We start from the raw sequence: 20,022 nt of genomic DNA on the forward strand, positions 1-20,022 counted from the left end.
AATCTTTTGAATTGGAGAATGAAGTATGAGTTTTTTTCGTTATCTGTTTCATGATCGGAGTGATAATCTCCGAGCTTTAATGCTGCTTGTCGGTTTTTCCCTATTTTATATCGTTATGAACGTACCGTTTCTGACCTATATGAATCAAAACATGGCTGCTATGATCGAAGTTAGTCCTTTCTATGGTATGCCGTTTACGCTTAACTTATTTAATTTTGACCCTTCGATGTACTACGGCAACGCAACAGTCATTCATCCGCTTCTTAATTTCATATCCGATCCGCTCGCTTATGCTTCGAGATTTTTCACAGATCAATTCTTCTTTGCAACGGTACAGTCGGTCATGAACGCGCTCAATGTTGTCATGATCTATTATTACTTGCGCAAGGATCGTCGCGAGAGCTGCTTCACGCCTTTATTGTTCGCGATATTTTTTGGCGTCGCCTCTTATCAAATATTCACAGCTATGATTCCGGATTCGTATCCGTACGCCCAGTTCATCATTATTCTGTCGGTGCTCTATATGCAGTACAGCAGGGCGGAAGGCAAGCTGTCCGTATGGCCCAACGCTTCGTTGGCTTTGGGCAATTTCGCCGTCACTTCGACGAACATCGTGCCGTTTATGAGCGCTTTAGTCTTCGACCTCTTCAACAGGGAAGTCAAAAGCAATCTGATGAAGCTTATACGAATCGTGCTTGTTTTTCTGGTGCTGGTCTTTGCTGTCACACTGCTCCAGTACGTTATATTCGGACAATCCTGGTATACAACCTGGTTAAAAGCGATTCATGCTGGCGGCTTCAGCTATACCGCTCCATTCTCGCTCAGTCATCATTGGAAAGCTCTATATATGCTTGTCATAAGCCCTATACTGACACCGGATATGGCATTCATCGATCCGAGGCCGGGGATGGTCGCATTCGCAACCAACCTTGCGCTTCCGTATCCGTGGTATGTGCAGGCTATCGGCCTATCCCTGATCGTGCTGGCTATCCTTGGATTCATTAGAGGGATCAGGTCGCGTGACGCGTGGTCTTTGGCCGCTTATATCGGATTTGCCGTCGGCTTGCATATTGTAATAGGGTTCGGCTTGGGAACGTTCCACTACGACATGTACCTATATGCAGGACATTACTTATTCGCCTTCTTCCTGTTGGCCGCACGGTTCGTGATGCAATTGGACCAACGGAAAGTAAAGAGGGTGTTGATCGGTCTGATCCTGTTGTTCGTCATTGTTACGCTAGTCAACAATGTCGTCCAGCATATCGAGACATTCGATTTAATCGAACAGTCGTATGCGCAGATGGATAAAGCGGGGGAGTAGAGCTACACATCATAATGGGACATTCACTATGTAAGATGGTGATGTCCTTTTTTTTCTGCTTACCAGGATAATGGAAATGAGGCGGGCGATTGCTATAACCGCCCCTATAACCGCAGTTAGATTTCATGATCTATGAATTGATTTATAATTCGGGAATAGGTTGATGTTGAAAAAAATCTATCAATAAAGGCGGGTTAAATCAGTAATGAATGGTGAACTGAATGGAATGAGAGGAACGAAAGGGAGATATCTATCTTTTTTAACAGCACTTTTTCTTTTGATAGGAATCGTGCCGTTTCAAGTGTTAGCCGACTCGAACAGTACGATGACAGGCTCAGGAACGGAAGCCGATCCATACCTCATCATGACGCTGGATCAATTGAATGCAGTGCGAAATCATTTGAGCGCTCACTACAAGCTCGAGGCGGATATTGATGCTTCGGAGACCGCTGACTGGAGCAATGGCGATGGTTTTATCCCCATTGGCGGCGCCGGAAAGGCCAGCAGCCAGTTCACCGGCGTATTCGACGGACAGGGACATGTCATCCGCGGGCTGACCATCAAACAGCCCTTGTCCGAGAACATCGGTCTGTTCGGGATCGTCGGCTCCAGCGGAGTGATAAGAAATGTCGGTCTAGAGGGAGTCTCCATCACTGGAAAAATCTACATAGGCGGACTGGCAGGGCGCAACTTTGGCTCAGTGGATCAGTCCTACGTTACCGGCGCTGTCAACAGCAGCAGCGGCATCGACAGCGGTATCGTCGGCGGGTTAGTGGGCTACAATGGCATCGGCGGCACAATAACCAACTCCCACGCCGCAGGCGCTGTCAGCGGCACAACTTATGTCGGCGGGCTGGTCGGGCGCAATGACGACACAGTGAGTATCTCCCACGCTAACGGGACCGTCAACGGCACCTCCATTGTCGGTGGGCTTGTAGGAGACAACGAAGGCGGAATAGTGAGCCAGTCCTACGCTACAAGTACCGTCAGCGGGAGCGGTGAGAATGTCGGCGGGCTGGTCGGGTATAATCTTTTTAACGGTGTTGTAAGTCAGTCATACGCCACTGGCGCCGTCAGCGGACGGAGTTATGTCGGCGGGTTGGTGGGGGGCACTGACTTTGGCTTGATAGGCGAGTCCTACGCCACAGGGATCGTCAGCGGCACCCAATTTGTCGGAGGTCTGGTGGGGTACAATTACGAAGCTAAATTGAGCAACGGTTTCTGGGATAAGGAAACGACCGGCCAGAGCAACGCCTGCGGATACGGAACCTGCATGGAAACCGGCCTCACCACCGCGCAGGCTCTGACACAAACGAGCTATGCCGGCTGGGATTTCACGAATACCTGGTTTATAGTCGACGGATCGACTCGGCCGCTTCTTCGGTCCGAATGGTCAACGACCATTCGGAATGCCCATCACCTGCAATTGATGGCGATGGATCTCACGGCGAATTACACGCTGGCTCAGAATATCGACTTCGGCGATACGTTCAACGATAGCAGCCGTTCCGACATGTGGGCGACGAGTTCGAGCGATGGCGCCGGCTTCGCACCCATCGGTAGCGAAGCCAGCAAGCCCTTTACCGGCTCATTCAACGGCCAGGACCACACGATCCGCAATCTCATGATCAAACGTCAAGGAGTCGATAATATCGGCTTGTTCGGAATGATCGGTTTCGGCAGCGTTGTACACAGTGTAGGACTGGAGGTTGGCTCCGTCAGCGGCCATAATTCTATTGGCGGGCTGGTGGGATACAACAATGGCGGCACGGTGGATAAGGCTTACACGACAGCAGAAGTAAACGGAGATTCCTATGTTGGCGGCTTGGTGGGATACGCTGGCAGCGATGCCGCAATCACACTGTCACACGCCGCCGGCAGTGTTAGCGGCTCCTTCAGCGTCGGCGGGCTAATTGGGAATTTAGGCGATAACAGCACCGTTGCCCAATCCCACGCCGATGGCAGCGTCAACGGTCAATTCAATGTCGGCGGGTTGGCGGGAAACATGGATAGGGGCAGTACGATCAACCAGTCCTATGCTACCGGCAATATCATCGGCACGGATTTTATAGGCGGGTTGGTGGGTCGAAATGAGGGAGGCACGTTGAGCAATGTCTACGCCACCAGTTCCGTTGCAGGTCGGGCGGAGGTTGGCGGACTAACGGGACGCAATGTGGGCGATATCACCCATACTTATGCGGTTGGCAGCGTCACGGGCAGCGGCGACGTCGGCGGGCTGGTTGGGCGGAATTTCGGTAGGGTGTCCGCAAGTATCTATAACAAAGAAACGACCGGTCAATCCGACTCCGGCAAAGGCGAGTCACGAAGCACATCGGAAATGAAACAGCGCGCTACGTTCAATCCCGACTGGGATTTCACACAAATCTGGAGCGAACAAGAAGGCAAGGCCTATCCAGTCTTGCAGGGCATAGCCGCCAATATTGGAGTAGACTTGGCTCCTCCTACAGCCCTAAGTGCAAAGATAGAGGGTGAACATCCCGACCGTGTTATCTTATCATTCGATGAAGAAGTAAGCATTTCAGATAGCGACGGAGTAACGATTAACGCGGATGGTCATGCTGCGACGATTACGGACATAAAGGGGACGGGAACAAAGTCCCTCACTTTTACTGTCAGCGAAAGGTTCGAACAAGGTCAGCATGTTCTCCTTTCCTACGATGAGCAGTCAGGAACGATCTTGGACTTGGCGAACAATCCAATGCGAAGTGTAACGGACTACAATGTAGAGCATCAGCTCCCTGAGGATAAGACGCCGCCAACGATTATGATTACGATGACGAAAGCGGACGGAAACGATTATGAAGACGGCACATGGACCAACCAGAGTGTTACGTTAAGCGCAGCGGCATCGGATGCGAACGGTGTAAGCTTGTTCGAATATTCTCTTGATAGCGGCGCGACGTGGAGGACTTATCTATCGGATATCGTCCTTCAGGATGATGGCGTTTATACGCTCTCCTTCAAAGCGATTGATACGGCGCATAATGAATCGGTTGAAACACGTACAGTAAAGCTCAGTACGAGCGGACTTAAGCTGACACCGACGTTGACCAAAGCGGACGGAAGCGCTTATACGAGCGGCGCTTGGACGAACGCAAGCGTTACCGTGAGCGCCTATGCCGAGGCTAGATTCGGGGAAATCACCGGTTTCACCTATACGTTAGATGGAGAAACCGCGCAAGCTTACGAGAATAAGGCACCGATCGTGATTTCAGACGAAGGCATGCATACGATTATATTCCAGGCGGAGGACAGGGCGGGTAATACGCTGTCTGCTGAACTCACGGTGAAGATCGACAATACGCCGCCAACGATTATGATTAAGATGATGAAAGCGGACGAAAATGATTATGAAGACGGCACATGGACCAATCAGAATGTTATGTTAAGCGCAGCGGCATCGGATGCGAACGGTGTAAGCTTGTTCGAGTATTCTCTGGATGACGGCGCGACGTGGAAGACCTATCAATCGGATATCGTCCTTCGTGATGATGGCATTTATACACTATCATTCAAGGCAATTGATGCGGCGCGTAATGAATCGGTTGAAACACGTACAGTAAAGATCAGTAAGAGCGGACTTAAGCTGACACCAACGTTGACCAAGGCGGACGGAAGCGCTTATACGAGCGGTGATTGGACGAACGCAAGCGTTACCGTAAGCGTCTATGCTGAGGCGGGATTCGGGGAAATCACCGGTTTTACCTATACGTTAGATGGAAGAACCGCACAAGCTTACGAGAATAAGGCACCGATCGTAATTTCAGACGAAGGCATGCATACGATTATATTCCAGGCGGAGGACAGGGCGGATAATACGCTGTCTGCTGAACTCACGGTTAAGATCGACAAAACGCCGCCAACGATTATGATTACGATGACGAAAGCGGACGGAAACGATTATGAAGACGGCACATGGACCAACCAGAGTGTTACGTTAAGCGCAGCGGCATCGGATGCGAACGGTGTAAGCTTGTTCGAGTATTCTCTGGATGACGGCGCGACGTGGAAGACCTATCAATCGGATATCGTCCTTCGGGATGATGGCATTCATACGCTCTCCTTCAAGGCAATAGATGCGGCGCGTAATGAATCGGTTGAAACACGTACAGTGAAGATCAGTACGAGCGGACTTAAGCTGACACCGACGTTGACCAAGGCGGACGGAAGCGCATATACGAGCGGTGATTGGACGAACGCAAGCGTTACCGTGAGCGCCTATGCCGAGGCGGGATTCGGTGAAATCACCGGTTTCACCTATACGTTAGATGGAGGAACCGCGCAAACTTACGAGAATAAGGCACCAATCGTGATTTCAGACGAAGGCAAGCATACGGTTATATTCCAGGTGGAGGACAGGGCGGGTAATACGCTCTCTTCTGAGCTCGCGGTGAAGATCGACAAGACGCCGCCAACCGTTGGCTACAGCCCGAATGGCAGTGAAACGTGGGCGACATCGACCGAAACAACGGTGACTGTTGCCGATACGGGAAGCGGTGCCGACGCATCCACGGTTCAGTATGCTTGGACAACCGACGCTACTACTCCGGTTGAAGGCTGGATGCCATTTACGAACGGAGCAGCGCTCACGAAAAGCGGCGCCGATGGAGAATGGTATTTGCACATCCGGGGAAGGGATTTGGCAGGAAATGTGGGGAACGCGGCATCCGAACGATTTCGGCTGAAAACCCGTGAATCCAATCCTTCAAGCGGCAGCGGGCTGCCGAGCAATACCTACCTAGTAGGAGTCGAAGGGAGTACGATTTCTTTTGGCGAGGGGCAAATCATCATCCCTGCTGGAGCGGTACATCAACCTTTGTATTTAACCATTAACGAAATCACAGGCACAGATGCTCTTCCTTTGTCCGATAGACAAAGGCTGATAAGTAAAGTGATCGAGTTCAAGAAGGATCAAGCAGAAAAATTCGACAAGGATGTGACCATAAGGCTTCGATTTGCCGCTGAATCACTTCGAGAAGATAACGTTGAAATCAGCCTTTACTGGCTCAATGAAGCAACGAATGAATGGATAGAACTGAATAATATCGGGATCGAATGGGAGAAGGGCGTCGTAAGCGGTACAACCGACCACTTTACTAAATTTGCAGTTATTGCGAAACCTGTAGTGGAAAATGAACCTGGCGTTCACTTTAACGATATGAAAGGTCACTGGGCGGAAGAAAACATTAAGAAACTCGCTAGCATTGGCGCAGTGAACGGCTATAGGGACGGGACCTTCAAGCCAGACAGCGCAATTACCCGAGCAGAATTCACCGCGATTTTGGTTCGAGCGCTTGGTGTTCCGAATAAAAAAAGCAACGTATTCACCGATATGACGAATCATTGGGCAAGAGAGGCCATTTCCACCGCGAATGCGTACGGAATTATTCATGGATACGATCAGCATACCTTTGCGCCTGACGATTTCATTACGCGTGAGCAAATAGCGGTGATGGTGGTAAACGCTCTGCAGTTAGAGGATGTGCAAGCAACTAAAACCTTCGCCGATCATGGCGAGATTTCTACATGGGCACAAAAGGCAGTCGTTGCTGCAGTAGAGCATGGAATGATTGCCGGTTATCCGGATAACACGATGAAACCCCAAGCGCATGCAACCAGGGCGGAATCGGTAACTATCATAATAAACGCTATCGAGAAAAAACGAAAAATCGAATGACCCCAAATAAATGTCTCAAATTGCAGGAAAAAGGATGAAACCCGTCATATCGGAGTTTTATCCTTTTTTTCAGTTTTCACTCCTTACTATTTCACAAAACTCGTATTTTGTACATATGTATGTAAATCAGTTAAAGGCCACTCCCTAAATGATTTATGTAATGTAACGGCTCTGAATTGACTGTTAATCATCTGAATTTTACTGCAGCTCTCATCTCTTCATCTATTTAGTGTGTCACAGTTGGTTTAATAACTCTCGTGATTTAGTGTGACCTGATACTGAGCCATGAATCAATACTCTCCTCTGGAATGGTTTAGGCACCTTTTCTAGATGAGTATTTACTGATTAATCCCGCGCATAAAATTTAAAATTGCTTCAATGCGTATTTTATCAGCACAATCTTCACAACAAAAAACCTTAACCTTTCTTTCCTTGGCTTGTTTATATTTTAGTGAACCTTCGTATACTCTGATTGTTTTTTTACAATTATAGCAAAGTACATCATAGTAAAACATTAATAACCTCCTTGGTGACATATCACTTCTTAGTTGATATATCGAAGATTGTAATCAGTTCTCTCGTATATTCCTGAATATCTAAATGAGGCTTTCTCATTAATTCCATGGTGAACCCGTCAATGGCATTTCTTATTGTTAGCGCCATCACCCTTGCCGATGATTTGGTAAATTCCCGAAAAACTCCTTCTTGCATCCCTAGAGTGAGAATATTTTCAATTGGAACTAAAACAGCTTCATCATGGTCTGCTGCAAACTGAAGTTTACCATCAGCAGTTATCTTATTAGAAAGCAATTCAATAACAGCGAAAACATGCTGCCGATTTTCATCTACAAATGAAAGATTGGATTCAATATACACCCGAAGCATTTCTTCAGGAGATTTTTGAGCTTCTATTCGTGGAGCAATATATGATTGCCAAGCCATATAGTATTCGATAGCTACTTGCTCCAATAATTCCTCTTTATTTTCAAAGTGATAAGAAATAACTCCTTTACTGATTTTCGCACGTTTTGCAATCTCTCCTAAAGAGGCTTGAGTGTAACCTACTTCTGCGATTGTCTCAATCGCACATTCCACAATTTGAGCTCTACGGGCTTTTTCGATGAATGACCTTTGCTTTTGGTCAGTTGGTTTATTTTTTATACTCATATTTTAATTTTAGTACAGTCGTACAAGAAAATCAAATAAAAAACCATATAGATCGGCTTTATGAGGGTTCAGTTTCATGCCTGCAGTAGTGACTATTATAGTCCAATTATTATAAGCAGTGTACGTATAGGGGCTCCTCTTTGTGAGGTTTGAGGGGCATTTTTCCATTAATGCTGTTTAAAAAATCAAAATAGACATATTTACTTATACTGGTAAAAATATAAACTATAGGTAGACATGTACAAGTAGTTTAATTATAAGTGTCTGCTTTAGCGAGGTTATGCGTAAAAGGGGTGATGCTTCTAATCGTAAAACCATAATGTGTAATCGATCATTTAGAACAGCATTAGTTGAAAAGTAAGGAACATACAACAAGTCGCTGACAGAAGTGATCTCCGATTGGATATTCTATTTATCAAATTAGAGGAGATGGTGTTTAATGAAGTCTCGTAAATTAGTGATGTTATTTGTTGTTGTTGCAATGTTGCTCGCATTACCGTTAAGCGCAAGTGCTAGTGACGTAGGAACGATTCAAGGACAAGGAAATCTTGTTGTTTCTGGTACTTTCAGCGGGGCTGGAACCCCATCAATATTGATCTGGTCCTACCGCAGGTGCTGATTTCACTACGATTGCGTTCTATTAATACCTAATCGAAGGTGACAATATTCAATTAGTAGCAGAAGCCCTTCGAATCGGCTGATGAATGGTAACCCTCTTGTGGATCACAGTTCAATCGGACGATCAAGGGCTTCTCTACATTTGAGCTGCTAATTCTTCATAACAGGAATCCTTACTTCACAACGATCAGGAAATTGGTTAAGGTTTTCTCCATTTTTGGTCCTTGTCGTCCTCGTTTTGCCTCCGAGTGTAAAAGAATCCTTCTAACCAATTCTGTAGTTCATATCCTTATCCCCTTCTCCGCAACGGTCATTCCTGTTAGCATGTGGAACATTTTTTGGGACTATTCCAACGGTCTGTTCTTGACTTGCCATTGGAAACTGTTTAACCAACATCTATTCCATTATTTTATAGGCGATCACGTATGCCCATTTCAAAATTCCACCAAAATCCAATCCATCCTATTATATCGGTAAGCCAATTTTCGCGGGATGGCGAAGCGGCTAAGCAACCTGTTTCATAAGAAGAGCTCGATTCGGTTCGTAAGCTTCGCCACTGCTTGCCATGGCAACCAGAATGCGAGCGAACTTGCCGACCAGTTTCATTACCGAGCGTATCGATTTCATGTTCTTGCTTTTCACATTCGCTTCATGTAGGCGCTTGAATGATTCATCGTTCAAGATTAGAGCCATGGTTGCCATGAACAAGACATGTCGGAGCCTTGGTCGGCCGCGTTTGCTAAGTGACATCTAGCCGTTCCACTTGCCGGAACTCGATTCGGCCAAGTTGAGGCCGGCTTGCCGTAGGAGCGCATTACCATGCGAATAGCCGCTGAGGTCGCCGGCTTCGACTAGAATGCCTGCAACAGACAGGACGCTTATGCCTTTTATCGCAAGCATTAGCGTGGCTAGCGGGATCCGTTTATGCGTAACTGCTAATTCTTTCTCGATCACCTGCAACTGCCCGGTAGCCAGATCGTACTCTGCAAGCAGTTGCTTTAGATGGAGCTTGTAAGCTTTCCAGCATGCCTTGCGCCGACTGATTTAGCTGCTAGAACCAGCAACTCGCCGCTGATTCTACGTTCACCGCTGTGCCATTTCATGACTGTTTTCCAGCCGTCGAGTACCTGGCGAACGGTTAGCTTTTGAAAATCAGCAGGCGTTGAAAAGAGACGCAGTGTAGCGAGCGAACCGGAGCCAATGAGGTGCTTATATGCCTGCCTCATTTCTGGAAACACAATGTCGACCCAGCGATGGATCTGGTTCTTGACGCTGACAAACGATGGACGATTGTCTCTCGATTCGCCATGAGGACTCGCAGTTCTATGAACACTTCTTGGCGTAGCCTCTTAAAAAACGAGGAGGTTTCGCCAATGAATGAGTACGCGAATTCGCTAAAAGAAACACTGACATCCTCATACGAGAAATGTCATCCGCACCAGCACCCTATGTCAAAAATCCTGAATAAGATTTTACTCGAAAGAAAAGTTGCGCCTTTTGAAACGGTTATGCAACTCCTGATCTCAATGGGTGGCAACAGCCTGTATAAGGAACTCCTGGAATCGCAGGGCTATGACGTGAACACGGCAACGACGTCTGCTTTTGTTCAGCAAAGGAATAAAATCCTGCCGTCTGCTGTGGAATTCTTGTTTCACGCCTTTACGCAAGCGTATACGGATATCAAGGACTACCGAGAATATCGTTTACTTGCCATTGACGGTTCGGATTTACATATCACAACTGACCCGGCGGACACGGACACCTATTTTCAAAGCGGGCCGAACACAAAAGGTTTTAATCTTCTGCATTTGAACGCAGCCTATGACCTCTGCAACCGACTTTACGTGGATGCCATTGTCCAGCCGCGAAGGTTGTGCAACGAGGGACGGGCGCTAGCTGCTATGGTTGACCGTTCCCCCATTAAAGGTAAAACCATTGTTACGGCTGATAGAGGTTATGAAAGTTACAACAATTCGCGCATGTTGAGCGCAAAGGGTGGAACTACGTCATACGGGTAAAGGATTTGGATTCCAATGATATCTTTCAGGCTTGCGTTTTCCCTCTAGCGGGGAGTTTGATCGCGACATTCATTTAATACTCACCAAAAAACAAACCAAATTATCGGCTCCATTTTTTTGCAATCTCTTTAATGACACTGTCAATTCGCACAGGTTATACAACGGCACGGCAACTCAATCTTGAACTTAATCGGCTGTTGGCAATCGGCATATTCTTGACAGGTGTTACCGTGCTCTTCATTTGCCGAAAGGTAAAAATATGTCTTCGTTCTATTGAGTTTAAATCATACATAAAATTGAATTTGTGTAAGTGACCCCCCTTTCATTCTTTCAGCGTTGATAACATGCCTCCCTATCCATTGTGGGTTGGACAACGAACTTCAAACTCTTTGGAAAGGAGATTATGGAACTTATTGAATGAACATGAATTTGCAAGATGATTCGAATTTGAATCAATCAGTTTGACCGGCAGTCAATTCTAAGGAGGAATCGTAAAAGATGATGCAACAGCAACTTATTCCTGATCGTATGATCATAGGTACCGTGATGAAAAGAGCTTTTATCTCCGTTCTACTGATGGTCGCCCTGTTGGTTTCATTCGTGCCGTCGGCATCCGCTGCTTATTCTTATACGAGCCCGATCTATAACCTCAGCGGCGGTACCATCTATTTCGGCAACGGAGTAATCGTCAACACCGGCCAATATTACGACACCCTCACCGTCAATGTGTATGAAAAGGTATGTAATACAACACCCACCTCATCCTGCACGAACGTATGGGTCGGTTCTAAAACCATTTCCCTGTCCTCACAGCAATACATCTATCCTGGCGTATCAGGAGCTCCTCTTATCCCTATCGTTATAGGAACGACAGCTGGCCAATATTTCTATACGTTGTCCGCTCCCGGTAGCTGGCATGTTATGGCCGGCATCCACAATTAAGTGTTAAAAACACACAGCACCTTGTTGACCACTGAAATATGACTAATAAATAAAATAGAGGGACTGTCCAAAAGTAGTTTTTTCTCCATGGGATCGTCCGTATGATTAAAAACAGCAAAAATAAAGGAAGGGCGATGCAGGGGTGCTCCCTTAGCATCGCCATTCCTTTAAACTGCTGTCAGGAATCGCTTTTTCTTGATTTCTCAGTGACACAAACTTGCCCCAAAGGTAGGCAACAACCGTTGACGCTTGGCAACAACTTTATTGGCGAATGCTTAAAATATCTCTTGGCGGTACGCCCGTACGACGAATCTCGTTAATCTGAGCATTCGTCAAATTGCGTCCTACGAGAACGAGGGAAGAAGTTAAATCGTTGAAATCCCCCAGACTTGATACATTCTGATTGCCGCGGAATATACGGAACGAGCCTCGGAAATTAATATCTGAGAATAATACAAGCGTGACTTGTCTTCTATTTACAACATTGCGCAATCTAAAGCTAGAGAGCTCATCATTGAATGCAAATGCGTTCAAGTCTCTGATAGCTACTCCACCGCGTCTAAATAAAATTCTTCTTCCAGAAAAGTTATTATCTCTAAACAGTGCCAATCTAACATCTCGATTTGCCAATTCTATCAACCTCCATATCTGTAATAAAATAGATTATGAAACTTTATAATAGAATGATATGGATAAGAGTCCTCAGTAAATCGCCTGTTTCGCAAATGGAGGTAAATATATAAGTAGATCATTGGAAATACATGAAAGCGAAAAAAGTAGCCGTCCTCCCTCCGGGGAATTGACAAGAATTGTTCCTATAAAACAAAAAAACCGCGATTTACGCGGTATTCAATTGAATTGTCTTCTTGACAACCTAAAGATTATTAGAGAAATAAACAATCCATGTGGATTGATAAAAGGCCACTCTTCAATTGCCCCCAAATAATAATAAGAGCCGGGGTGCATTCCCTCCCGGCTCATGTCCATCAACAAGATGCTTCAAAATCGGCTTATAAAAGTAATTTTTGTTACAATAATTCATGTCAACTTCATGCCTGACGCCCTCACGCCTTGCTTGTAAAATTCTCCAAAACTGAAGTTGTATGGTCAACAGCTCCTGCAAGATCCTCTTCTCATAGGCATTTCCACGATTTACAGTAGTGTAGATTACCTCATCTCTATAATTATCTGGCAGCTTTACAAGTTCCCTTCCATCATTCTCAAGAGTTTCTTGTGCGGGTTGTTCTTGTGTTGGCTGACCAGTGGCACTCATTTCATCGTTCATTTCACCAACATTTTCTTCTTTTCCACACCCCGTTATCAGGAGGATGATTGCAAATACGAAGCTGCTACTCGAATTCTTATATTATAAGGCTCCCTCTCAGCGGTAATCGTCAATGACTCCATGCAGACCGTGAATCTTCTCGCCGAACATACGATTTGGCGGAGGAGACACAGTCGCCTATCGTCTACCTGATACTCGCATAGGTACGCAATTGTTCGGCCAACTGCTTGAGTTCGGCTATCGCCGAAAGCGAGGGGTTTTCGAGCTGTGCGGCCGTGGAGCTCCGCAAGAAACGCCGCAGCATAGCCATGAGCATCCCTACCGGCAGAGTCTGCAACGCAATGAACCCGCGAGGGACCGGCGGCGTCGGCATGGCGATCAGGTTCTGCCTCATGATGCGGATCATGCTGCGGACTGCGTCCGGTTTGTCGGCTAGCGCTACCGGGCCGCCCGCCGCATTCACCGCTTGCAAGAGTGGCACCTCGAACGCTGCGTGCGTCTTGAGCCAGGCATCCATCTTTGGCTCGGCCTTGGCTTTGATCCCGGCAGTGCGGAACGCACGCACGATCCGTTCCAGTCGCGGAGTGTTACGACCGTCGGGTTCGCCGATCGGCATCGGGACCAGCCGAGTCATGAGACTGGTCGCACGGTAACGGACCACGTCGCCGTCCATCGTGCCTGCGGCCGTGGGGTAGCCGAGCAGCACACGATCGTGGCCAATCACCGCACCCAGAGGCTCCGCGCCGGCCGCCCAGTTAAGCATGAACAGCACGTCACCTTCGAAACCGGCGAGTGACTCCAGCACCGTGTCCACTTGATGGGTGCGGACGAAAACGGCGATCAGGTCGTACTCCCCTGCAGGGTGCTCGACTACTGGCACCGGTACCTGCTTGACGATTGGGCTATCACCTTCTGCGAGCTGCACACCGTGCCGACGCAGGGCGGCCAGGCGCTCGCCCCGGGCTAGGAGCGAGACGTCGTGTCCAGCCTCATGCATGCGGGCGGATAACAAGCTGCCGAGAACGCCGGCTCCGTACACTAGCACTTTCATATTACACCTCTCCTTCGTACTTTGTTTTCCGCAACTGATTTCGTATTGCCTCCCAGGGACTGATGCCTAACGGTTACTTTCATTCTTAATCTCCTCGCATTTTAATATAAGACAATGTGTTGTATGATGAATCATACGGCTTTGTTTCAGATTCAACAACCAACAATCTTTTTTAATTTGTCGGATGATATCTTGCTAGCGAAAGGAGCAGAAATGAAAAAGCAGCCTGAAATAACGAAAAAAACAAGGCAAACATTTATCAGCGTTTTTTGTGAACTTTATTGCCAAAAACCAATAGAGAAAATCACGATACGTGAAATTTCAAACAAGTCTGGATATAATCGAAGCACCTTCTATCAGTACTTTATCGATGTTTACGATTTACTTAGCTTCATTGAAAACGATATATTAGACTATATTCGGGAGAAATTGAAAAACACAGAGAGAGGTGCTCTAAAACCACAGGATATACTCCTGCTTTTTGAGGAAAAAGGGACATACCTGAATGCTTTATTGGGTGATTACGGTAGTTTTCGCTTTATGGAGAAGCTGAAAGGTGAATTTTTTTCTGATGGACAGAATTATTGCTTACCTATCGATAATTCACTAACACCATATTTAATAGAGTTTCACATCTCGACTTCGTTTTCACTGCTTCGTCTTTGGCAGCGCAGGCAAAAAGATATTCCCCCAGATGAATTAATTAGTTTGATAAATATGCTATTTACTTCAGGAATATCGGCAGTTACAAAAAACGGTTAGCCTGCTTTCTTTATCGATATTCGGAATCTTTTATAGATATTGTAAATGAAAAATCAGTTCTGGTTTATGACTGGCCTTCGCGTTCCCTCATAGGCACAGTTTTTTACCTTATAGGCAATAGGCGCACATTCTTGACATTTGGATGTGGAAAAAATTGTTCTTATAAAATAAAAAACCGCGATTTACGCGGTAGTCAATCGGACCTTACATTGAGTTATTTTCCAGTGAGTTTATTTTCTATCTCCTTTAAAGATAGGTATATCGCTCGAAGATAGAAAATAATATACAAGAAACCCAGGATTAAAATTAAGATCAAAAAATTCATGATTGCCCCCCCTTTCCATTATTAATGCAGTCTGCAATTGCTACTTCAACCTCAAGTCAATACTAGAACTTTATGATAGAGAAGCACCTTTGGTCCGTTCCCCCGAGAATGGTTGCTTCTACCGTTCCTCCGGTTTTTGTATTAATCAAATTTTGATGTTAGTTCGTTCAATCTGAGATTCTATTACATCATATAGAGCAAGTTTATAGTTAATTTTATCCAAGTTAAAATAGAGTTCCTTTATGCTTTTCTCAATTTCTTTTTTATGATGGAGCATCATCATTTTTCGTTCCGAAATCGTCGCGTCCCCTTCTTTATACAAGTATACATACTTCTGAATTTGAGCAATCGGCATTCCTGTTGCTCTAAGTGCAGTAACAAAGTGTATCCAGCTTAAATCATCTTCGTCATATAACCGTTTGCCATTTTCATTTCTCTTCACATGTGGAAGCAGCCCCTCCTTTTCGTAATATCGAAGTGTGGGAGCCGCTATACCTGTCAATTCAGTAACTTCCCTTATAGTCAACATAAAAAACTTATCGCCTCCTATTAAAGTGAACTTTAATCATGTTAATGGAATATATAACTAAAACATAAAATTTTTATGCTATATAAGATGAGCAAAATAGGACTAAACTGAAGGTTTCATGGTTTTATTATACTTTTAATTTTTCAGCAAAAAAGTCTTGACTTAAAGTGAACTTTATAATCTATGATAGCAATGTAATTAAAAAGAGTTCTGAAAGGATGAAGTTACTATGAAAAATATCTCAATCGTCACTGGCGGTAGCCGTGGACTTGGTCGCAATACAGCTATCAGTATTGCGCGTCATGGCGGTGATGTCATCCTGACCTATCGTAGCCAAGCCGATGAAGCAAAGTCTGTTGTTGCTGAGATCGAATCTCTGGGTCGTAAGGCTGTGGCATTACAACTTGATGTTGGAAACATTGCCAGCTTTACGGCTTTTGTTGAGACAGTTCGTTCGACCCTGCGGTCTACTTGGGATAGTGCCACTTTCAATCATCTGGTGAATAATGCCGGCCACGGAGAAATGGTAGATTATGCCGAAACTACAGAAGCTCAGTTCGACGGCCTGTTTAATGTACATGTCAAAGGCGTATTTTTCTTGACTCAGGCCCTTTTGCCACTTTTTGCAGATGGTGGTCGTATTGTGAACTTCTCAACGGGACTCACTCGCGTCTCTTTTCCCGGATTCTCCGCCTATTCTGCCGCAAAGGGGGCGGTCGAGATTCTAACCATCTATTTGGCCAAAGAACTTGGTCACCGAGGTATCACCGCTAATACCATTGCACCTGGAGCAATCGAAACCGATTTTCTTGGAGGTTCTGTACGCGATATTCCTGCTTACAATGACACGTTTGCCGCGATGACTGCCCTTGGTCGAGTCGGCGTACCCGACGATATTGGTCCCGTAGTCGCCAACCTGCTTGGATCCGACAATCGCTGGGTTAATGCGCAGAGAATCGAAGTCTCGGGTGGTCAGAACATCTGATCGCAAGTAATGGCAGCACGGTCCTAACCATGAACAGGGTTGTTTCCAAACGGTACGACAAAACCTAATTAAGTCTATACTCGGGAGTCATATCCGCTTAAACGATCTACAAGTATTAAAGGAGATAGTCTATCCTATCGGTTAAATTTCGTCCATTACGGTATTCGGAACAAGTTCTCGTCCTAAGCGGGACTAGAACTTGTTCCAATCTTAAATAGATGAGAACCCATAAGGGTAACGCCTGTTACGTCGGTTTCCGTAATTACTGGGAGGACGGCTCGGGCTCCGCTGCTTGTTCTCTTTCCGTCTGAACTCACTTTAAACATATAGTCTACGAAATAAAGATTTATAATGAAACGGAGGTTTTTACTGCTATCATAAGGGTCGTAGGTCGATTTCTTGCTTAAAATACGTCATTTTACGAAGACAGCGCTCCCAAAGCGTTGTTTTTTATATATTTCTATGGCGATGTTCGGCTGACTGCTAACCCAAACGTTCAAGCTGTATCGCTTAATGGCATGTCTCAGTGTTGTCACAAAAAGAAATGAGGAATTCCATCAGGAGACAGCCAGAATCATTGGTGCTTCAGAAACCGCTTCTGCATTTTACTTATTGTGGACACAGGCGAAGATTAGAGCTGGCACCTATACTTTGCAAACGAAAGCCGGCATGCTGGAAGTAACCCTACATGAAAATGGTGAGGTATTTCTGACGCAAACTCCACCCCATTAAGAACAGTCAAATATTAAAACACATAACTCCCGATTTCACGAAAATTTCCAAAATAAGTTTTGATTATCAGGTTGTTGATTACCATCTGTTTACTCTTGATGTGAACCCTGGGGCTTTGGCAGAGTGCAGAAACTTTGCGTCACTATACGATATCCCGGAAGAAAGCGCAACGGGTACATCCAATGGGGCTCTACTGTGTTACCTCTGGAAAAATAAAAGGCTTCCTGATGATCCAACCCAGAATATATTCATAAACAAGGCAATTCGATGAATCGTCCATCCGAGATAAAGGCAAGATTGACAATCGATGCTGTAACACAAGGGATTTCTAAAGTCCAAGTGGGAGGTAATGCTGCAAGCATCAAACTCAAAACAATTTATATTTAATAAGTGCGGAGCTTCCAAGTTCTCCCGTTGGCGGACGAAGATAATGCTAGTTCGAGCGCATCTCGAGAGGCATCCTCCAGGAACGCATACTCCAGCCTTACTGAAGGGGCGAGTAGCTGCTTGATAGGCCTGCCGCGTGCCATCTTTTGAAATGCGTAATATACAATAGTGTTCTTTGCTTCCGAGCCATACAACTCCGGGCTAAGAATCCTCAACATATTAGAGCCCATGCCGATCTCAGCCTCCCCTTCATTACCGGGACGATAGATTCCTTCAACGATTACTCGCTTCGCCCCGGTTTCCACAGAGATGGTGCTTAAGACTTCGAGATAGCGCTGCACCTTCTCCGGTTCATCCTCATAAGTGAGGTAGGCATCGCAGAAGATGATCTGCGTCCCCCGCGCCATTGTCAGCAATTCCTCCAGGTTTCCCGAGGCTCCACTCACAGTTCGAAGTTGGGCCGGAGATCCTAGCCTCTCCCTCAACATTTTCAGCTTGCGTTCTGAACGGGAATGCGCGATAACCTCCGTCCCCATTTCCAGTAGACGTGCAACTAGCGAGCTTCCCCAGGGGCGGGCGGCTCTCATTACGATTGCTTTCAACATCTTGATCCACCTCACAATTTAATTTTTGCCCGCCAACTCCTCGATCTGTTGGAGCCAAGCCGTGCGCGTCGCCTCGTCGGAGCTCGGTACAGACTCGAAAAAAACATGTTGCTGCACTTCCATACCGCAATATTCAAATATTCCTTTGTCAGAAGTCAGCAACAGCGCCCTATCCATACCGCTGGCCACATATTCGGCATGCGACTTTCCTAGTGTATTAATAACTACGGCTTTTTTCCCCTTCAGCATTCCCTTTTGTTCGCCATTCACGTAACGGTAGGCAAACCCGTAAGAAAAGACCCGCTCAATATAGCCTTTGACGATTGCCGGCAGTCCGGTCCACCATATCGGATAGATGAAGGTGATAACTTCCGCCCACTTTAAATACTCTTGCTCCTGCTCGATATCCTCGCCGACGCCGCCAAGAATTTCACTGCTGCTGATGACGGGTTGAAACTTCATTGCATATAAATCGCGCACGACAACCTCGTGTCCTTTTTGGCGAAGGCCTCGGACGCTGGTTTCCAGAATGGCGTGGTTAAAGCTTTCTTTTCTAGGATGAGCATAGATGATTAAATGTTTCATAGGGGGGTCTCCTCTCGTTGTACAGTTCGAATTTAAATAAGTTAAGTTATTGATTGATCTATTACTACAAGTGAGAACAACACATGTCTCGGCCACAACATCTATCACACTGCCTGCACAAGACATGATCGACAATCCCTCCCTCCACTCAAGATTTATTGCTTAGCAATTATTCGAAAGTGGATAATTAGTAATTGATCAATCACTAACATAGTGATTATTGTATGTCTTCTTCCTCAGAAATGCAACTCGTATTTCGTAATCATCATTCTTTATTTCAGAAAACTTCTTGACCGATAGTTTGAGACCCTCTTTGTTAATTATTAATGTTGTTGTAAAACCAGCTCCAAGTGTGGGGCTATGCTTTTAGCAGCTCTACGCTGTAGTTACTCGTTAGCGTCAGTTTCTTCGAAAGTCTGAGATCCGCCCAATACAAATAATGCAATCTTCTTGGCCGCTTCCTCCTTATTCATGGTGAGGTCACCGCTGGACCATTGCAATGCACCTTCATGAATGATTTGAGCAAATATAGGCACAAACATGTTTTTTTCGCTATCTGTATAAATATGCTCCATACTTTTCGACAGATAAACCTTCAATTCTTTCAGTATTTTTTCTTTCATTTGAGGCAAGACTAAGCCGCCATAGCTGCTGCGACATTCAATATTGGGTTGTTGATAAAAATCGCAAACCGCTAAAATGAGTTTTATAATGCTGTGCTGATCGAATTTCACAATGCCTGAAGTATGGTTTTCGATAGAAGCCGAAGCGAAATCCCCCATAATATAATCTATTAAATCGTATTTATCATTAAAGTGTGCATAGAATGTAGCCCGATTAACTTGTGCTCCCTTTGTTATATCCGCGATTGTAATTTTTTCGAAATCCTTTTTAGAAGCCAAACTAAAAAAAGCATTAATCAATGACTGTTTCGTTTGCGTAATACGTAAATCCCTTACTTTTGATGCCATATCTTTCACCTCTCGCCCGACAATTTAACAATATTGTCGCT

The 20,022-nt window shown here is 45.7% G+C and carries 16 protein-coding genes; 6 read left to right on the forward strand and 10 right to left on the reverse strand.

What is annotated here, in order from left to right:
* The first annotated feature begins 25 nt into the window (after positions 1 to 25).
* Both D3P07_RS09350 and D3P07_RS09355 read left to right on the forward strand, forming a co-directional pair.
* Positions 26 to 1,321, forward strand: a complete 1,296-nt coding sequence (locus D3P07_RS09350) for a DUF6080 domain-containing protein (RefSeq protein ID WP_119799901.1) — start codon at positions 26 to 28, stop codon at positions 1,319 to 1,321.
* Positions 1,322 to 1,598: 277 nt separating this feature from the next.
* Positions 1,599 to 7,019 (forward strand): OmpL47-type beta-barrel domain-containing protein, encoded by a 5,421-nt coding sequence (locus tag D3P07_RS09355; RefSeq protein WP_182914236.1) that lies wholly within the window; start codon positions 1,599 to 1,601, stop codon positions 7,017 to 7,019.
* 338 nt (positions 7,020 to 7,357) lie between these two features.
* Here the strand turns inward: D3P07_RS09355 and D3P07_RS09360 are convergent, their stop codons facing one another.
* From D3P07_RS09360 to D3P07_RS09375, 3 genes are all read right to left on the reverse strand, one after another.
* Complete coding sequence (locus tag D3P07_RS09360) at positions 7,358 to 7,534, reverse strand: DUF2197 domain-containing protein (protein WP_119799903.1); 177 nt, start codon at positions 7,532 to 7,534, stop codon at positions 7,358 to 7,360.
* Positions 7,535 to 7,556: 22 nt separating this feature from the next.
* On the reverse strand, positions 7,557 to 8,186 hold the full coding sequence (locus D3P07_RS09365; RefSeq protein ID WP_119799904.1) for a TetR/AcrR family transcriptional regulator: 630 nt from the start codon (positions 8,184 to 8,186) through the stop codon (positions 7,557 to 7,559).
* Between the two features lie 1,368 nt (positions 8,187 to 9,554).
* The gene (locus tag D3P07_RS09375) at positions 9,555 to 9,758 is read right to left on the reverse strand and encodes a transposase (protein ID WP_119799906.1); all 204 of its coding nucleotides are present in this window, start codon (positions 9,756 to 9,758) and stop codon (positions 9,555 to 9,557) included.
* A 419-nt stretch (positions 9,759 to 10,177) separates the two neighbouring features.
* Between D3P07_RS09375 and D3P07_RS09380 the strand changes: the two genes are divergently transcribed.
* Complete coding sequence (locus tag D3P07_RS09380; RefSeq protein ID WP_182914237.1) at positions 10,178 to 10,822, forward strand: transposase; 645 nt, start codon at positions 10,178 to 10,180, stop codon at positions 10,820 to 10,822.
* Between the two features lie 498 nt (positions 10,823 to 11,320).
* Entirely contained in the window at positions 11,321 to 11,764 is a 444-nt protein-coding gene (locus tag D3P07_RS09385) for a hypothetical protein (RefSeq protein WP_119799908.1), read from the forward strand.
* Between the two features lie 261 nt (positions 11,765 to 12,025).
* On the opposite strand, the gene D3P07_RS09390 is transcribed toward D3P07_RS09385, so the two are convergent.
* The 3 genes from D3P07_RS09390 to D3P07_RS09400 form a co-directional block, all read right to left on the reverse strand.
* Entirely contained in the window at positions 12,026 to 12,394 is a 369-nt protein-coding gene (locus D3P07_RS09390; RefSeq protein WP_119799909.1) for a hypothetical protein, read from the reverse strand.
* Between the two features lie 298 nt (positions 12,395 to 12,692).
* Positions 12,693 to 13,049 (reverse strand): hypothetical protein, encoded by a 357-nt coding sequence (locus D3P07_RS09395; RefSeq protein WP_119799910.1) that lies wholly within the window; start codon positions 13,047 to 13,049, stop codon positions 12,693 to 12,695.
* A 184-nt stretch (positions 13,050 to 13,233) separates the two neighbouring features.
* Entirely contained in the window at positions 13,234 to 14,100 is an 867-nt protein-coding gene (locus tag D3P07_RS09400) for a ketopantoate reductase family protein (RefSeq protein ID WP_119799911.1), read from the reverse strand.
* A gap of 123 nt (positions 14,101 to 14,223) precedes the next feature.
* On the opposite strand from D3P07_RS09400, the gene D3P07_RS09405 reads away from it, so the two are divergent.
* On the forward strand, positions 14,224 to 14,862 hold the full coding sequence (locus D3P07_RS09405) for a TetR/AcrR family transcriptional regulator (RefSeq protein WP_259391410.1): 639 nt from the start codon (positions 14,224 to 14,226) through the stop codon (positions 14,860 to 14,862).
* A gap of 470 nt (positions 14,863 to 15,332) precedes the next feature.
* On the opposite strand, the gene D3P07_RS09410 is transcribed toward D3P07_RS09405, so the two are convergent.
* Entirely contained in the window at positions 15,333 to 15,716 is a 384-nt protein-coding gene (locus tag D3P07_RS09410) for a MerR family transcriptional regulator (protein WP_119799912.1), read from the reverse strand.
* A gap of 229 nt (positions 15,717 to 15,945) precedes the next feature.
* Here D3P07_RS09410 and D3P07_RS09415 point away from each other — a divergent pair, with 229 nt between their 5' ends.
* Positions 15,946 to 16,701, forward strand: coding sequence for an SDR family NAD(P)-dependent oxidoreductase (locus D3P07_RS09415; RefSeq protein ID WP_119799913.1), 756 nt, complete (start codon positions 15,946 to 15,948; stop codon positions 16,699 to 16,701).
* A gap of 1,115 nt (positions 16,702 to 17,816) precedes the next feature.
* Here the strand turns inward: D3P07_RS09415 and D3P07_RS09425 are convergent.
* The 3 genes from D3P07_RS09425 to D3P07_RS09435 form a co-directional block, all read right to left on the reverse strand.
* Entirely contained in the window at positions 17,817 to 18,425 is a 609-nt protein-coding gene (locus tag D3P07_RS09425) for a Rossmann-fold NAD(P)-binding domain-containing protein (protein ID WP_119799915.1), read from the reverse strand.
* An 18-nt stretch (positions 18,426 to 18,443) separates the two neighbouring features.
* The gene (locus D3P07_RS09430) at positions 18,444 to 19,010 is read right to left on the reverse strand and encodes an NAD(P)H-dependent oxidoreductase (RefSeq protein ID WP_119799916.1); all 567 of its coding nucleotides are present in this window, start codon (positions 19,008 to 19,010) and stop codon (positions 18,444 to 18,446) included.
* 386 nt (positions 19,011 to 19,396) lie between these two features.
* Positions 19,397 to 19,981, reverse strand: coding sequence for a TetR/AcrR family transcriptional regulator (locus tag D3P07_RS09435; protein WP_119799917.1), 585 nt, complete (start codon positions 19,979 to 19,981; stop codon positions 19,397 to 19,399).
* Positions 19,982 to 20,022 lie beyond the last annotated feature (41 nt).

Origin of the sequence: Paenibacillus sp. 1011MAR3C5, assembly GCF_003591485.1 — a bacterium.
Classification (GTDB): domain Bacteria; phylum Bacillota; class Bacilli; order Paenibacillales; family Paenibacillaceae; genus Pristimantibacillus.

Coding starts and splice junctions, on each gene's coding strand:
- D3P07_RS09410 (WP_119799912.1), bottom strand. CDS start 15,716: ATGTTGACTATAAGGGAAGTTACTGAATTGACAGGTATAGCGGCTCCC.
- D3P07_RS09435 (WP_119799917.1), bottom strand. CDS start 19,981: ATGGCATCAAAAGTAAGGGATTTACGTATTACGCAAACGAAACAGTCA.
- D3P07_RS09400 (WP_119799911.1), bottom strand. CDS start 14,100: ATGAAAGTGCTAGTGTACGGAGCCGGCGTTCTCGGCAGCTTGTTATCC.
- D3P07_RS09430 (WP_119799916.1), bottom strand. CDS start 19,010: ATGAAACATTTAATCATCTATGCTCATCCTAGAAAAGAAAGCTTTAAC.
- D3P07_RS09425 (WP_119799915.1), bottom strand. CDS start 18,425: ATGTTGAAAGCAATCGTAATGAGAGCCGCCCGCCCCTGGGGAAGCTCG.
- D3P07_RS09395 (WP_119799910.1), bottom strand. CDS start 13,049: ATGAACGATGAAATGAGTGCCACTGGTCAGCCAACACAAGAACAACCC.
- D3P07_RS09350 (WP_119799901.1), top strand. CDS start 26: ATGAGTTTTTTTCGTTATCTGTTTCATGATCGGAGTGATAATCTCCGA.
- D3P07_RS09385 (WP_119799908.1), top strand. CDS start 11,321: ATGATGCAACAGCAACTTATTCCTGATCGTATGATCATAGGTACCGTG.
- D3P07_RS09365 (WP_119799904.1), bottom strand. CDS start 8,186: ATGAGTATAAAAAATAAACCAACTGACCAAAAGCAAAGGTCATTCATC.
- D3P07_RS09405 (WP_259391410.1), top strand. CDS start 14,224: ATGATGAATCATACGGCTTTGTTTCAGATTCAACAACCAACAATCTTT.
- D3P07_RS09380 (WP_182914237.1), top strand. CDS start 10,178: ATGAATGAGTACGCGAATTCGCTAAAAGAAACACTGACATCCTCATAC.
- D3P07_RS09415 (WP_119799913.1), top strand. CDS start 15,946: ATGAAAAATATCTCAATCGTCACTGGCGGTAGCCGTGGACTTGGTCGC.
- D3P07_RS09360 (WP_119799903.1), bottom strand. CDS start 7,534: ATGTTTTACTATGATGTACTTTGCTATAATTGTAAAAAAACAATCAGA.